This is a genomic window from Streptosporangium sp. NPDC006013, assembly GCF_040614275.1.
In the GTDB taxonomy this organism is placed as follows: Bacteria; Actinomycetota; Actinomycetes; order Streptosporangiales; family Streptosporangiaceae; genus Streptosporangium.
The window spans coordinates 1-15,450 of record NZ_JBEXUE010000055.1 but is presented as its reverse complement, the minus strand read 5'-3'; the positions used below and the strand labels follow the sequence as shown (position 1 = coordinate 15,450).

The window sequence follows — 15,450 nt, the reverse complement described above, 5'->3', positions numbered from 1 at the left end:
CCCCCGGCTGGGCGCGCACGCTCTCAGCCGGGGCCACGCCGTCAGGTGAAGATCTCCCGCCGAACTCGAGTGAGCTGCAGGGGTGCAGGCGATCGCCCCTCTCTGCGGTCAGGTCGCGAACAGCACGCGGGGTTCGAGGTCAAGCCGGGTTACCGGGGTTTGCTACGGACACCAAGAGGCGTACGCCGGAGCCGATCCCGCGCACACCGCGCGAGGAGGTGCGCCGCCGGTTGCTGACCGCGGCCGCGCAGGTCTTCGCCGAGCGCGGCTACACCGACAGCAAGCTGGAGGACATCGCCCACGCCGCCGGCTTCACCAAGGGCGCCGTCTACTCGAACTTCGGCAGTAAGCAGGAGCTCTTCGGAGCCATTCTGCGTGAGCGCGCCGACAGCGAGTACGCCACGGTGATGGGTGAGGTCGCCGACACCGACACCCCGGCGGCGGCCGGCCGAGCCGCCCGGCTGGTAGCACGGCGAATCGCCGACGACACCGAACGAGGGCAGCTCGGACTGGAATTCGCGGCCCGCGCCGCCCGTGACGAGCAGACCAGGAAGATCGTAACCCCGCTGCGCCGCGCCCAGAGAGAGACGGCGGCCCACTCGATCGCCAGGATCACCGAACGCGGCGGCATCAAGATGGCCGTAGCCCCCGAGCTGGCCGCGTTGATCCTGCACTGCCTGAGCAACGGCCTGTCGATGGAGCACCTCGCCGACCCCGAGGCGATCAGCACCGACCTGATGGAGCAGGCCCTTTCCACCGTACTCGCCGGATTGATCGCCCTTCCGCCGGAAGACTGACACCCCCGCCACCCGCCGCCACCCGCGGCCACCTGCCGCCACCCGCGGCCACCTGCGGCCACGCCCCGGCGGGCGCACGGTGGCCTGCCATGTCACCGCCCCCACGCGAGCTGGAGGCGCAGCGGGGGGCTCACGGCGCCGCGCCGCGAGCCGTGACCATGCCGCCCGAGCGGCTTCCGGCTGGGCGCGAAACCTCCCACCCCATGCCGCCCGAGCGGCCTTCTTCGCGCGCGAGGCCTTCTAAGAGCGACCACCCCCGCGCGGCCTCCTGACAGCGAACGCGGTCGCCCGGGACGTCCCGGCGCGACAGCCCGGGCGACCGTTCATCCATCGACCGAGGATCCCATCATCATGCGGAAAAACTATATCGACTGGTTGAGAAACGGTGCGATCCTTTTTCTGTTCCCCTACCACACGGCACGCATATTCGATGACATATCACCGTTCTACATTAAGGGCGCGGCGAGCACTTTCCCGTCAATTCTCGTGCGTTTATCGTTCTGGTTCATGCCACTGCTCTTCCTCCTCTCGGGCATGTCCAGCCTGCACGCGCTGCGGAACAGATCCACGAAAAACTATCTGAAGGAACATCATCTGCGACTGATGGTGCCGTTCGTCTTCGGCGTCCTGGTCATCGTGCCTCCGCAGGCCTATTTCGCGAAGCGGTTCCGCGGCGACCAGCGGGAAAGCTATCTGGACTTCCTGAAAAACTACTTCACCGACTTCTCCGACTGGTCGGAGTACGCGGGCGGGATCTCACCGGCGCACCTCTGGTTCATCCTGTTCCTGTTCCTCATATCGATCGCCCTGCTACCGGTGATGGCCGCGGCGATCAGGAACCACTACTCTCCGGCCTGGCTCGGCAACCCGGTCCTCGTCGTACTGCCGTTCGCCGGCCTGGCCCTCCTGTCCGCCCTGCCCGACATCAGCGGCAAGAACATCTTCGTCTACGCCGCCTATTTCATCCTTGGCTTCTTCATGGCGACGGACGACAGGATCACCACCGCGATCGAGAAGCACCGGAGGATCCATCTCGGCACCGCCGTCGTCGGAAGCGCCGGCATCCTTCTGGAGATATTCACCATCGGCGGCCAGTCGGGGATGGTCTTCACGATCTGGCACTTCCTCACGTACTGGGTGAGCCTGCTGGCGATACTCGGATACGGAAAACGGTATCTCGACCGGAGATCGAGGCTGGTTTCCTACTTCAATCCGGCTGCTTTCCCGGTCTACATCCTGCACCAGACCTACCTGGTCATCGTCGGCTATCACGTTCTACAGGTCACCGATCGGGGTATCGTCCCCTTCCTGCTCATCATGCTCGTCTCCCTCTTCCTGAGTATCGCGACCTACGACGTCATCCGCAGAATCCCGCCGATCAGGATCCTGTTCGGCCTGAAGTGATCGCCCGGCGAGAAGGACCACCGCTGGAGGCGGACCGTCATCGTGTGCGCTCGCGCTCCGGCCGGCGGTGACGAGGCAGGGTGGAGTGCGCCTCCGGGCGTGATCGTGAGAAGGTTCTTTTGCTCGGCGATCACAGATTCGTGACCGCGCCCGGGGAGCGGGCAGGACGGAGGCGGCGATGCTTGAGGACGAGGGAACACCGGGGGCGCCGATGGAAGGCGCCGGTTCGCGGGGGACAACACGCACATGACGTCACTGCTGGCCATCAGCGACCTGCACATCGGCTACCAGGAGAACCGGCGCATCGTCGAGGAGTTGCGGCCCACCTCCGCCTCCGACTGGCTGCTGGTCGCCGGGGACGTCTCGGAGAAGGTCTCCGACGTCGCGTGGGCCCTGGGACTGCTCGCCGACCGGTTCGAGAAGGTGGTCTGGGCGCCCGGCAACCACGAGCTGTGGACCCATCCCAGCGACCCCGTCCAGCTGCGCGGCGAGGAGCGCTACCGGCACCTGGTCGAGGTGTGCCGGAACCTGGGGGTGGTCACGCCGGAGGACCCGTACCCGACCTGGAGTGGGCCCGGTGGCCCGGTCACCGTCGCCCCGCTGTTCGTGCTGTACGACTACACCTTCCGGATGCCCGGCGTGGCGACGAAGGAGGAGGCGCTGGCCCGCGCGTACGACAAGGGCGTGGTCTGCACCGACGAGATGCTGCTGCACCCCGACCCGTACCCGACCAGGGACGCGTGGTGCGAGGCCAGGATCGCCGAGACCGAGCGACGCCTGGAGGCCAGGCCGCCCGGCGTGCCGACGGTGCTGGTCAACCACTATCCGCTGGTGCGCGAGCCCACCCTGATCCTGCGCCACCCGGAGTTCGCGATCTGGTGCGGCACCGAGCGCACCGCCGACTGGCACCTGCGCTTCGACGCCGCCACCGTCGTCTACGGTCACCTGCACATCCCCCGGACCACCTGGCACGACGGGGTCCGCTTCGAGGAGGTCTCGTTGGGCTATCCGCGCGAATGGCGTCCCCGCTCCACCACGCCCGGCCGGCTGCGGCGCATCCTGCCCAGCCCGCAACCCGTCGCATGATCGAGAAGATCCTGCCGCCGTGGGTGGCGAGCGCGGAGTCCTTCGACGACCCGCCGGGCGTGACGCTGTTCCCCGAGGAGGAGGCGGTCATCGCCCGCGCGGTGGACAAGCGGCGACGCGAGTTCACCACCGCGCGCCACTGCGCCCGCCAGGCCCTGGCCCGCATCGGACTGCCGCCGGCGCCGATCCTGCCCGGCGAGCGCGGCGCTCCGGGATGGCCCGGCGGGGTGGTGGGCGCCATCACCCACTGTGCCGGGTATCGCGCCGCTGCCGTCTCCCGTGACGCGCTGACCGTCGGCATCGACGCCGAACCCCACGAGCCGCTCCCCGACGGCGTCCTGGACGCGGTCTCCCTGGACGAGGAGCGGGCGGCGATCGCGCGGCTCGACGGCGGCGTGCACTGGGACCGGCTGCTGTTCAGCGCCAAGGAGAGCGTCTACAAGGCGTGGTTCCCGCTGGCCAGGCGCTGGCTCGGCTTCGAGGAGGCCCATCTCACCTTCGACCCGTCCGGTACGTTCACCGCCCGCCTGCTCGTCCCCGGCCCCCTGGTGGCGGGCAAGGAGCTGACCGGCTTCACCGGCCGCTGGCTGGTGGCCGACGGCCTGGCGGTGACCTCCATCGCCGTACCGAAAAGGCCACGACCTGACCATGCCGCATGATCCGACGGTCCTGCCCTCCAGCCTGGAGAACACCGCGTTGTATTTCGCGATGTGACACCGCAACGAGGCCGTGGATCGCCTGGAAAGCACCGGTCGGCAGGGGCCGATCGTTGCCGAAGAGCGGCTTGCGGAAGTCCGGGCGGAGGCGGGCCTGCCCGGCTCGCGTCCATCGGCCCGTCGAAGGCGACCGAGCGCTGCCGTGAGTTGAACGCCCTTCAGAGGGGCGCGCCGGCCCAGCGCCGACAGATCGTCAGCGTCTGCTGCTCGGCGGGCCTCTCCACCAGCGGCGTCCTCCCCGGCGAAGCGCGCAGCCCGTCGAGCATGACCTGCAGATAGCGGCGGTACAGACTCGGGTGGACCTGGACGGAATGCTGCGCCAGGTCGGTCACCAGCCACAGGATCATCGTCACGTCGTCGCCGACGACACCGTCGCGCAGATCCCCCTCGGCCCGCGCCCGGTCGAGCAGGTGCTTCATCACCTCGGCGACGAGCTCGACGGTGGGCCTGCCAAGCCGCCATCCACCACCGCCCAGCGCGACGTCCCGCAGCCCGAGGTTGTCCACCAGGAGCCCGGTGATGCTCTCCAGAAGAAGTTCGAGGCCGTCCCAAGCCCGCTCGGCCTGGCTCGCTCGCTGCGCGACCTCCGCCAGCTCGCCCAGTGGCTCCGCCAGCGCCGCGTGCATGAGCTCCTCCTTGTCGGCGAAGCGCCTGTACACGGTGCCGACGCCAACGCCGGCGTGGTGGGCGACCTCGTTGAAGCCGACGGCGAGGCCACGCTCGGCGAAGAGTTCCCGAGCGGCGCGCACTATGCGGTCCCGATTGCGCTCCGCGTCCCGGCGCAGGGCTCCACGCGACGCCGGCTCATGGGCGGCAACGGGTCGCGGCATCACGCCTCAAGCGTACCCCTAAGCGGATAGGTGGGATCAACATCACAGCCCACGCCCCCGATGAACCGGATGATCGCTATCCGCTTCTCGCTAGACTCCGGAATCGGATATGCCTTATCCGCTTAATCGATCCTCACCTCAACCCCCTATCACAACCAGAAGGCGAGTCCACGATGGCCGAACTGCTCTACCGGCTGGGCCGGTTCACCGCCCGGCGGGCCTGGTGGGTGATCACGGCCTGGGTAGCCGTGCTCGCCCTGGCAGTCGGAGCCTTCCTGGCCTTCAGCGGGACCATGAGCTCGACGATGACCATCCCCGGCACGCCCACGGCGCAGGTGACCGACCGGCTCAAGACCGAACTGCCCGTGGCCAGCGGCGGCACCGGGCAGGTCGTCATCCACTCCAAGAACGGTGCGGAACTCACGGACGCGCAGCGCGAGGGCATCAGCGCCGCGCTGCGCAAGGTCACCGACCTCGACGGCGTCGACCAGGTCGCCGACCCGTTCACCTCCGCCGAGGCGCGCGTGGACCAGGCGAAGAAGATCACGGACGGCCTGGCTCAGGTCGAGGACGGTCGCGACCGGCTCGCCAAGGGCCAGAAGCAACTCGACCAGGCCCGTTCACAAACCGAGGCGGCCATCGAGCAGGCCGGCTCCAACCCGCGACTCAAGGCGACCCTCGCCCAGCTCGACGCGCAGCAGGCCGAGCTCGACAAGCAGAGCGCCACCCTGGAGAAGTCCGAAAAGCAGTTGCTCGTCGGACGCGACCTGCTGACCATGGCGGAGGACATCCGTACGGTCTCCTCCGACGGCTCGACCGCGATCGCGACCGTCGTCTTCGACCTGCCGCAGCAGGAGATCACCCCGGAGACCAAGGAAGCCGTCACCAAGACCATCGACACGGCTCTCCCCGAGAGCGTCACCGCCGACTACTCCGCCGAGATCGCGCAGGGCGAGATCCAGCTGGGCGGCGTCGGCGAGGCGGTCGGCCTGGTCGTCGCGGCGATCGTGCTCATCATCATGACCGGCACCCTCGTGGCCGCCGGGCTGCCGATCCTCAACGCGCTCTTCGGCGTGGGCGTGGCCGTCGCGGGAGCCATGGCCCTGTCCGGCACCATCGAGATGACGTCGGTGACGCCCATCCTGGGCGCCATGCTCGGCCTGGCCGTCGGCATCGACTACTCGCTGTTCATCCTCCACCGCCACCGCCGCCAGTTGAAGGCGGGCATGGCCGTAGAAGAGTCCATCGGGCTGGCCAACGGCACCAGCGGCAACGCGGTGGTCTTCGCGGGCAGCACCGTGCTCATCGCACTGCTGGCCCTCAACGTCACGGGCATCCCGTTCCTCGCGCTGATGGGAACCGTCGGCGCCGTTGCCATCGCCGTCGCGGTGCTGCTCACCGTGACCATGACCCCGGCACTGCTTGGCCTGCTCGGGCACCGGCTGCTCCCGCGGCGTGACAGGAACTCCGCCGCGGAAGCCGCAGGGAACGCCGCGACCCCGGCGGCGCCCAAGCACGTGCAGCCGACGACCACCAGCCGTGCCGTACTGCGCATCGTGATCGGAGTCGGCGCACTGGCCCTCATCGCGCTGCCCGCCGCCTCGATGCGCCTCGGCCTGCCCACCGGCGCGTCCGAGGCCGCCGACTCCACGCAGTACCGCGCCTACAGCGCCATCACCGAGAAGTTCGGTGCCGGCGCCAACGGGCCCCTGATCGTCGTCGCCGACCTCGGCCACGGCGTGCCCGGGGACGGCCTCGCGCCGGCGCAGGCCGGCCTCGGCAAGCAGCTCATGGACGTCGACGGTGTGACCGCGGTCGCCCCCATCGGCGCCAACGACAAGGGCACCGTCCTCGTCTTCCAGGTCGTCCCGACCGGCGGGCCGACCTCGGAGTCCACCGAGGACCTCGTCCACGACCTGCGCGGCCGTACCCTTGACCTCGACTCCGACGACGTCTCCCTGTCCGTCGCGGGCAGCGCCAGCGCCAACATCGACATCTCTGAGAAGCTCGCCGACGCCCTGCCGACCTACCTCGTGCTCGTCGTCGGCCTGTCGCTGCTCATCCTGATCGTCGTGTTCCGCTCGATCCTGGTGCCCCTCATCGCCACGGGCGGCTTCGTCCTGTCGCTGTTCGCGGCGCTCGGCGGCGTCACGGCCGTCTATCAGTGGGGCTGGCTCGGCAGCGTCTTCGGCGTCACCGATCCCGCGCCGATCCTCAACTTCCTGCCGACCCTGCTGGTGGGCATCCTGTTCGGGCTGGCCATGGACTACCAGCTCTTCCTCACCTCAGGGATGCGTGAGGCCTACGCGCACGGTACTCCCGCCCGGCAGGCGGTCACCGAGGGCGTGCGGGCGGGCAGGGCTGTGGTCACCGCCGCCGCGGTCATCATGATCTCGGTCTTCGGCGGGTTCATGTTCTCCCACATGACGATGATCCGGCCGGTCGGATTCGCCCTGGCCTTCGGCGTGCTCGTCGACGCCTTCGTCGTGCGCATGCTGATCATTCCGGCGGTCATGCACCTGGCGGGTGACAAGGCGTGGTGGCTTCCGCGGTGGCTCGACCGCGTCCTGCCTGACGTGGACGTCGAGGGCGCCAAACTGGAGCGCCACCACCAGACTGCGCCGGTACGGATCCCTGAGACCGCTGTGCGCTGACGGCAGCCGCTCGACCGCGCGGTCGGGCCGTCCGCCCCGTGCCCGCCGCCCCGTGCCCGGCGCGGCGGGCGGGTCACACGACTCCTGCCTTGTGCGCGAAGACGGCCATCTGCAGGCGGTCGCGGAGGTTGAGCTTGCACAGCAGGTTGGAGACGTGGAACTTGACGGTCGCCTGGCTCACGTACAGCCTGCTCGCGATCTCGGTGTTGTTCAGCCCGTCGGCGACCAGGACCAGCACCTCGTGCTCGCGCTCGGTGAGCGACTTGACGGCCTCGGGCGGGCGGTAGGGCAGCCCGTTCTCGAACCGCCGCAGGAAACTGCTGGCGACCTGCGGCGCGAAGAACGCCTCCCCCCGCGCGATGGCCCTGATCGCCCCCACCAGCTCGTCCTGGTCGCTGGAGCGCAGCAGGAAGCCGCGGGCTCCGGCGCGTACCGCGTCGAACATGGCCTCCGGCTGCTCGGTCAGGATGACGCTCCGCACCGGACCGGCCAGGGAGTCGGCGCGGAGCCGCTCGGTGACCTGGATGCCGTCGAGGCCGGTGAGCCGCTCGTCGACGAGTGCCACGTCGGGCCGCAGGCCGCGGGCCTTGGAGACCGCCTCGAATCCGTCACCGGCGTCCCCCACCACGCGCAGCCCCGGTTCGGCGGCGAGGATCGAGCACAGCGCAGTGCGGAGCAGCCTCTCCGAGTAGCAGATCAGGACCCGGATATCCGTGGTCGAGCTGTTCGTCACCGTCTCACCTCAGACGCGCGAGGGTGAGGTGCCGGGACGGGACGAGCCCCGCGAGCGGTTCCCTGCCGGTGACGACGACGGCGGTGAAGCCGAGCGTCAGCAGTGGCGACAGGCGGTCGGCGTCCCGCGCGCCGTCGGCGTCGTCGACCAGCAGCAGGCACCGCCCGCCCGAGGCCGGGGACGTCATGCGAGCTATGCGCGCCAGCCGCACGGCGGTGCGCAGCTCACCGGGGCCGCGCCGGTCCCGGCCGAGGTCGAGGAAGAGCACGTCCAGTGCCATCCGCTGGCGCAGCACGTGGGCGCACTGGACGGCGAGGGTGGTCTTGCCGACTCCGGCCGGGCCCGTGACGGTCACCAGCGCGGGTTCCCCGCCACCGGAGGCGACCGACACCACCTCCTCTACCTCCCGCAGCAGCGGGAGCCGGCTCAGCGCGACGGTGCCGCTCACCGAGGGCAGGCCCCACTCCGGAGGCGGTGCCACGGCGGGAGCGCCGAGCGAGCGGGGCGGCGCCGCCTCGAAGGTCACCCGGTCCTCACCGGTCAGTTCAAGGGCGGCGGCCAGGCGGCGCACCGAGGTACGGTGCGGGTAGCGGGTGCGACCCCGCTCAAGGTCGCGCAGCGTGCGCACGCTCAGGCGGGCGCGTTCCGCCAGCTCCTCCTGGGTCAGCCGCGCCTTGTCGCGATGGGTACGCAGCAGCTGAGCGAATCCCAGGCTGTCGGACAACAGTGCAGACCTCACGTGAATCCTCCCGTTGACGATCAGATGCCGCCAACGTAGAAAATGCCGGTTATCGTCGGATATCGCCCCGATATCGCCGGTCATTCCTCCTGGTCACCCCCCATACGCGCTGGCAGCGTGAGATGCATGCTTCCGACAGGACGGATACGACGGGGCCCGGCGCCGCTACTGGACGACGCGGTCCTGACCCAGCGGTTCGACTGGGAGACGCGCACCCTGCTGCGGCACTACCGCTGGATCGAGCTGACCCACACCGGCGAGTACGCCCGCATGGGGCTGCTCGACCGGGACGCGGCCGAGCGGATCCGCCGGGCGGTGCTGGACCTGACGCCCGAGCAGGTCGGCGCCGAGCGCGCGGCGGCCATGTCGGATCCGCTGTTCGCCCTGGAGAGGTGCGTCCAGGCACACGTACCCGAGAGCGCGCACGCCTGGCACGTCGACCGCAGCCGCAACGACGTCCAGGCCTGCGCCCAGCTCATGCTCGGCAGGGAACGGCTGCTGGAGACCACGGCCGCGGTGAGCCGGCTGGCCCGCGCCGCGCTGGAGACCGCGGCCGGGCACACCGAGTCGATAATGCCTGGGTACACCCAGCACCAGACCGCGCAGACCATGACCTTCGGCTTCTACCTGGCCGCGCTCGCCGAGGCGGTGACCGGTGCCGCCGAGTCGCTGCAGGCGCTGTTCGACACGGTCAATCTCTGCCCGCTGGGCGCCGGGGCGATGGCCGGCCTGGAACTGCCGTGGGACCGGGGGCGGATCGCGGTCGCGCTGGGTTTCGACGGCCCGCAGCCGCATGCGCTGACCTCGGTCGCCTCCCGCTCCTGGGTGCTGCGCACGGCCGGGGAGCTGTCGGTGCTCGGCACCACGCTGAGCCGTTTCCTGACCGACCTGATCTGGTGGAGCGGGTCGAGCTGCCGCTTCATCGACCTGCCGGACGAGCTCGCCGGCATCTCCTCGGCGATGCCGCACAAGCGCAACTTCCCGATCCTGGAACGGGTCCGCGGGATGAGCGGCCACCTGGTCGGGCTCTCGTACGACCTCATGATCGGTCAGCGCAACACCGGCTACACCAACCTCGTGGAGGTCTCCAAGGAGAGCACCCGCTTCCTGGAGGACCTCTTCACGACCTGCCACACGATGCTGGCGCTGTTCGAACGGGTGGTCACGGACGTGCGGTTCCATCCGGAACGGGCCCGCCGGGTGGTGCGGGACGAGCTGATGGCCGCCTCGACCGTCGCCAATCACCTCACCCTGGAGCACGGCGTGCCGGCCAGGGACGCGCAGGTGCTCGTCGGCGCGTGGATCTCGGCCGCCCTGGAGCGGCTCGGCCCCGCAGACACCCTCACCCCCGGCCTGCTCTCGGCGCCGGGCCTGGTCGCCGCGGGCGAACGGCTCGGCTTCACCCTGGCCCTCACGGAGGACGAGGTACGCGAGCTGCTGGATCCGGAGGCGGGCGTGTGGCGCAAGCAGACCGCCGGCTCGACCCGCCCCGATCAGGTCCGTCTCCTCCTGGAGCAGGTCGGCGACCGGCTGACCGCCGTCGACCGGGGAGCCGCCGAACGGTCCCGATGGCTGCGAGACGCCTGGGAGCACACCACCGGCACGAAGGCGGGCGAGCTGACATGACCATCCAGATGCCGATCCGGGAGAGCGACGGCCGCAGCGGAGGGGTCGGCCGGGGGCGTGCCCCAGGCACCTTCGGCGAACTCCTGCAGGGGATCCTGGGATCCGGTACGGACTTCCTGGTGACCTTCCCCGTGGACCTGTACGTGGAGGCCGCCTTCGAACCCGATCCCCAGCTGGACCAGGTGATCGTCTCACCGCCGCACAAGAACAAGGCACGGCGCCTCGCCACCGGGATCATGTCCCACTACGGGGTGCACACCGGCGGCTGGCTGATGCTCAACAGCGCGCTCCCCGAGGGCAAGGGCATGGCCAGCTCCACCGCCGACCTGGTCGCCACCGCGCGCGCGGTGGACTCGGCCTTCCGCCTCAAGCTCCCCAACCGGCTGCTGAAACAGATGATGGCCGAGATCGAGCCGTCCGACGGGGTCATGCATCCGGGGATCACCGCGTTCTTCCACCGGCAGGTGCGGCTGCACCGGCGGATGGGCACGCTCCCCCAGCTGACCATCGCCGGGATCGACGACGGGGAGAGCGTCGACACCGTCGCCTTCAACCGGTCGAGGAAGCCGATTCCCACCCACTGGGCGGTGCGCTACGGCGAGTTGCTCGACCAGCTCACCCACGCCGTACGCGACCACGACCTGGCCGCTGTGGGCCAGGTCGCCACCGCCAGCGCACGGCTGTTCCAGACCTTCAACCCCAAACCCCATCTGGCGGCGGTGGAGGAGATCTGCCACGACGTCGGCGGGCTCGGCACGGTCGTCGGTCACAGCGGTACGTGCCTGGGCATCCTGCTGGCCCGGCACGATCCCGAGCACGGTCCCCGGCTGGCCCGCGCCCTCACGGAGCTGGAGCGGCTGGGGCGGCCCCTCATCGTCTGTAGGAGCACGAGCCGGACATGACACTCAGAACTGACGCCATCGACGCCATCGGCCGTACTCCGCTGATGCGCCTGCGCGCGACCGGCGGGGCGACCGTCCACGCGAAGCTGGAGCTGGCCAACCCGTACGGGATGAAGGACCGCGTCGCCAGGCAGGCGATCCTGACCGCCAGGGCCGAGGGGGTGCTGGCCGACGGCGGCCTGATCGTGGAGAGCTCCTCGGGCACCCTGGCCATGGGGGTCGCGCTGGTCGGCACGTACCTCGGCCACGAGGTGCACATCGTCACCGACCCCCGGATCGACCCGATCACCATGGCCAAGCTGGAGGCGCTGGGCGCCACTCTGGACATCGTGCCCGCCATGACCGGCAACGGCTGGCAGAGCGCCAGGCTGGAGCGGCTGCGGGCGGTGCTGGCCGCCAACCCCGGCGCGTTCTGGCCCAGGCAGTACGACAACCCGGCCAACCCCGCCGCCTACGACCGCCTCGCCGAGGAGGTGATCTCGGAGATCGGCCGGGTCGACGTACTGGTGGGCGCGGTGGGCAGCGGCGGCTCGCTGTGCGGGACGGCGCGGGCGCTGCGCCGGACCAACCCCGCACTGCGGGTGGTCGCCGTGGACGCCGTCGGCAGCGCCATCTTCGGCCAGCCCGACGTGCCGAAGCGGTTGCAGAGCGGACTGGGCAACAGCCTGGTTCCGGCCAACGTCGACTTCTCGGTCATCGACGAGGTCCACTGGCTGTCGGACCGGGAGGCCTTCGCCGCCACCCTGGAGCTCGCCTCGCACGAGAAGGTCTTCGCGGGCAACAGCTCCGGCTCCGCCTACCAGGTGGCGCGCTGGCTCGGCTCGCGGCTCGACCCGGACGTGTCGGTGGTGGTGATCTTCCCCGACCGGGGCGACAGGTACGTCAACACCATCTACAGCGCCGAGTACCGGGCGGCGCACGGCCTGACCGACCTGCGCCCGCCGCTCGCCCCCGAACCGATCCAGCTCACCGACACCGCCGTGACCTGGTCCTACGCGACGCTCGGCCGGTCCTTGGAGTACGCATGAACCCCGTCCTCGTCTTCGTCGAGTCCAACACCACCGGCTCCGGGATGCTGGCCTTCGCCAGGGCCGCCGCGCTGGGGTTCACCCCGGTGCTGGCCACCGCCGACCCGGCCCGCTACACCGGGCTGGCGGCCACCGGGGTGCGGGTCACCACCTGCGACACGGACTCTCCCGCCACCCTGGCGACAGAGCTGCGCCGCGCCCTGGGGGAGATCGCCGGGGTCACCACGACCAGTGAGTTCTACACCGTCGCGGTCGCCCGGCTGGCCGCCGACCTCGGGCTGCCCGGCAACCCGCCGGAGGCCGTCGCCGCCTGCCGGGACAAGGGGCGGACCCGCCGGATCCTGGCCGCGGCCCGGCTGCCCTCCCCCGCCTTCGAACTGGTCGGCCCCTGCGACGACATCGACACCCGAGTCGTGATCGCGCTGTCGCGGATCGCGCTGCCCTGCGTCGTCAAGCCCGTCGACGACACCGGCTCGCTGAGCGTGGTGCTCTGTCACACACCCGGGGAGGTGGCGGCCCACTGCCGCCGGATCACCTCGGCCGCCGTCAACGTACGGGGCCAGGCCACCGCGAGGACCGCGCTGATCGAGGGCTATCTGGCAGGCCCCGAGTACAGCGTCGAGACGGTCGGCTCCGGCGGGTCGCACCGCTGTGTCGGCGTCACCGCCAAGCGGGTGACGGCGCCGCCGCACTTCGTGGAGCGCGGGCACGTCTTCCCCGCGCCGCTGCCGGCGGACGAGACCCGAATCCTCGTCGAAACCGCGTTCCGCGCGCTGGCCGCCGTCGGTGTCACCCACGGTGCCACCCACATCGAGATGAAGCTCATTGACGGCCACGCGTACGTCGTGGAGATCAACGCCCGTCCCGCGGGGGGCATGATCCCCGAGGTCATCGCGCGGGCGAGTGGCTTCGACCTGCTCGACGCCCACCTACGGGCCGCGGTCGACCTGGAGCAGCTGCCGCTGCCCGAGCGGTTCGCCCCGGCGGGGATCGCCTTCCTGCTGCCGCCGGAGCGCGCCGCGACCGGGCGGGGGAAGGCCGTCCTGCGGGAGGTGACCGGGATGCGGGAGGCCGGTGCCGTGCCGGGCGTCGACACGGTGGCCGTCACCGCGCCGCAGGGTTCCGAGGTGCGGCCGGCCCGCAGCAGCTACGACCGGCTGGGCTATGTGATCGCGCACGCGTCCGGCCATCGCGAGCTGGAGGAGACGCTGAACACCGCGCTCGGCCACCTGCGGCCCGTGCTGCTCCACGAGTTTCCGCCGATCGAGATCCCCCGCCAGGAGTACCGGACCTCATTCTCCTGAATCTCCGCCCCGGCCTCCGTACTCAGAACCCCCCGATTGGAAATCCCATGACGAGCGTGCTGGACAACCCCCACCTGGTCGCCGGAGAGAACGACGACGGCGGCGAGATCGAGCTGCGCAGCGACACCTTCACGCTGCCCACCCCCGCGATGCTGGAGGCCGCCGCGAACGCGCCGCTGGGCGACGACGTCTACGGCGAGGACCCGACGGTGGCCAAGCTGGAACGGCTGGCGGCCAACCTGCTCGGCAAGGCCGCGGGCTGCCTGATGCCGAGCGGCACCATGGCCAACCTCGCCGCGCTGCTCGCGCACTGCCCGCGCGGCGGCAAGGCGATCGTCGGCCACGAGTCCGACCTGTACGTCTACGAGGCCGGGGGCGCCTCGATGTGCGGCGGCATCGTCTACGAGCCGCTCGCCAACCTGCCCGACGGGACGATCAGCCTGGAGGACATCGCCGAGGCGTGCACCGTCGACCGTACCGACCCGCAGATCGCCCCTCCGGCGCTGGTCAGCCTGGAGACGCCGCAGAACCGGTGCGGCGGCCTGCCGCTCCAGCTCGACTACCTCGCCGAGGTGGCCCAGCTGACCCGCTCGCACGGCGTGGCGCTGCACCTGGACGGGGCGCGCATCTTCAATGCCTCGGTCGCGCTGGGCATCACCCCCGCGGAGATCGCCTTCTACGCCGACACCGTGCAGATCTGCCTGTCCAAGGGCCTGTGCGCGCCGATCGGATCGGTGCTGGTGGGCGACCGGGCGATCATCGCCCAGGCCAGGCGGATGCGGAAGATGCTCGGCGGCGGCATGCGGCAGGCCGGCATGATCGCGGCCTGCGGCATCATCGCCCTCACCGAGATGACCGGCAGGCTGGCCGAGGACCACGAGAAGGCCGCCCGCCTCGCCCGCGGACTGGCGCGGCTGCCCGGCGTACGGCTGAACCCCGGCCCGCCGATCACGAACATGGTCTTCTTCCGGGTACGCGACGAGCGCTACACCACCCGGTCGTTCATCACGGCGGCCCGGCGCAGAGGCGTCCGGGTGGAGGAGCTGGGGCACGGGCGGATTCGGGCGGTGACCCACGCGGGGGTCAGCGCGGACGCCGTCGACCGGGCGATCGGGGTCTTCGCCGAACTGCTCGCCCCCACCGGCCGATGAGAACCCACCGGGGCGGGGAGACCATGCGAACGGACGAAAACAGCACGTCGGCACAGTGGACAGCGGACACCGGCAGGCCCGCGGAACGGGGAGCGGCGGACCTCTCCGAGAGCAAACCGCCGAAACAGCGAACAGCGGACACCGACCGAGACCGGCCTGCGGAACCACAGGCGACGAGCACCACGGCAAACGAACCACCGAAACAGCGGGCCGGGGGAAACGCGGGCCGTCCGGGACTGGGGCGCTCGTTTCATCACCTGTGGGCGGCGTCCGGCCTGTCGAACCTGGCCGACGGCGTCCTGCTCGTCGGCGTCCCCCTGCTCGCGGTCTCCCTCACTCGCTCACCGGCGCAGGTGGCGCTGGTCAGTGCCGCGACGACGCTGCCGTGGCTGCTGCTGGCCCTGCACGCGGGCGCGCCGGGGCAGGTCCGGCTGACCGGGAAGGACGAGGCGGGCGCCACGTGGTCACGGAAGCGGAGTC

14 protein-coding genes are annotated in these 15,450 nt (G+C 70.6%); 11 read left to right on the top strand and 3 right to left on the bottom strand.

Features of this window, described 5'->3' with window-relative positions; genetic code table 11:
* Window positions 1–218: 218 nt before the first annotated feature.
* The 4 genes from ABZ260_RS11600 to ABZ260_RS11585 all read left to right on the top strand — a co-directional run bounded on the left by ABZ260_RS11600 (window position 219) and on the right by ABZ260_RS11585 (window position 3,946).
* On the top strand, window positions 219–797 hold the full coding sequence (locus ABZ260_RS11600; RefSeq protein WP_355615808.1) for a TetR family transcriptional regulator: 579 nt from the start codon (window positions 219–221) through the stop codon (window positions 795–797).
* Window positions 798–1,148: 351 nt separating this feature from the next.
* Window positions 1,149–2,201: an acyltransferase family protein gene (locus tag ABZ260_RS11595; RefSeq protein ID WP_355615806.1), complete on the top strand. Its 1,053-nt coding sequence runs from the start codon at window positions 1,149–1,151 to the stop codon at window positions 2,199–2,201.
* A gap of 246 nt (window positions 2,202–2,447) precedes the next feature.
* On the top strand, window positions 2,448–3,287 hold the full coding sequence (locus ABZ260_RS11590; RefSeq protein ID WP_355615804.1) for a metallophosphoesterase: 840 nt from the start codon (window positions 2,448–2,450) through the stop codon (window positions 3,285–3,287).
* Window positions 3,284–3,946, top strand: coding sequence for a 4'-phosphopantetheinyl transferase superfamily protein (locus tag ABZ260_RS11585; protein ID WP_355615802.1), 663 nt, complete (start codon window positions 3,284–3,286; stop codon window positions 3,944–3,946). Before ABZ260_RS11590 ends, ABZ260_RS11585 begins: the two co-directional genes overlap by 4 nt.
* Before the next feature lie 215 nt (window positions 3,947–4,161).
* Here ABZ260_RS11585 and ABZ260_RS11580 read toward each other — a convergent pair whose 3' ends face one another.
* Complete coding sequence (locus tag ABZ260_RS11580) at window positions 4,162–4,833, bottom strand: helix-turn-helix domain-containing protein (RefSeq protein WP_355615800.1); 672 nt, start codon at window positions 4,831–4,833, stop codon at window positions 4,162–4,164.
* 173 nt (window positions 4,834–5,006) lie between these two features.
* Here ABZ260_RS11580 and ABZ260_RS11575 point away from each other — a divergent pair, with 173 nt between their 5' ends.
* The gene (locus ABZ260_RS11575) at window positions 5,007–7,487 is read left to right on the top strand and encodes an MMPL family transporter (protein ID WP_355615798.1); all 2,481 of its coding nucleotides are present in this window, start codon (window positions 5,007–5,009) and stop codon (window positions 7,485–7,487) included.
* Between the two features lie 73 nt (window positions 7,488–7,560).
* Here the strand turns inward: ABZ260_RS11575 and ABZ260_RS11570 are convergent, their stop codons facing one another.
* Window positions 7,561–8,220, bottom strand: a complete 660-nt coding sequence (locus ABZ260_RS11570) for a response regulator transcription factor (protein WP_350925353.1) — start codon at window positions 8,218–8,220, stop codon at window positions 7,561–7,563.
* Between the two features lie 4 nt (window positions 8,221–8,224).
* Entirely contained in the window at window positions 8,225–8,959 is a 735-nt protein-coding gene (locus ABZ260_RS11565; protein WP_355615796.1) for a helix-turn-helix transcriptional regulator, read from the bottom strand.
* 126 nt (window positions 8,960–9,085) lie between these two features.
* On the opposite strand from ABZ260_RS11565, the gene ABZ260_RS11560 reads away from it, so the two are divergent.
* The 6 genes from ABZ260_RS11560 to ABZ260_RS11535 all read left to right on the top strand — a co-directional run.
* Entirely contained in the window at window positions 9,086–10,585 is a 1,500-nt protein-coding gene (locus ABZ260_RS11560; protein WP_355615793.1) for a lyase family protein, read from the top strand.
* Window positions 10,582–11,487 (top strand): hypothetical protein, encoded by a 906-nt coding sequence (locus tag ABZ260_RS11555; RefSeq protein WP_355615791.1) that lies wholly within the window; start codon window positions 10,582–10,584, stop codon window positions 11,485–11,487. Before ABZ260_RS11560 ends, ABZ260_RS11555 begins: the two co-directional genes overlap by 4 nt.
* Complete coding sequence (locus tag ABZ260_RS11550; protein ID WP_350953257.1) at window positions 11,484–12,515, top strand: cysteine synthase family protein; 1,032 nt, start codon at window positions 11,484–11,486, stop codon at window positions 12,513–12,515. Before ABZ260_RS11555 ends, ABZ260_RS11550 begins: the two co-directional genes overlap by 4 nt.
* On the top strand, window positions 12,512–13,819 hold the full coding sequence (locus ABZ260_RS11545) for an ATP-grasp domain-containing protein (protein WP_355615788.1): 1,308 nt from the start codon (window positions 12,512–12,514) through the stop codon (window positions 13,817–13,819). The genes ABZ260_RS11550 and ABZ260_RS11545 overlap by 4 nt, the downstream gene beginning before the upstream one ends.
* A 47-nt stretch (window positions 13,820–13,866) precedes the next feature.
* Window positions 13,867–14,970, top strand: a complete 1,104-nt coding sequence (locus ABZ260_RS11540; RefSeq protein ID WP_355615786.1) for a GntG family PLP-dependent aldolase — start codon at window positions 13,867–13,869, stop codon at window positions 14,968–14,970.
* A 23-nt stretch (window positions 14,971–14,993) separates the two neighbouring features.
* On the top strand, window positions 14,994–15,450 hold a 457-nt coding region (locus ABZ260_RS11535), incomplete at its 3' end, for an MFS transporter (RefSeq protein WP_355615784.1).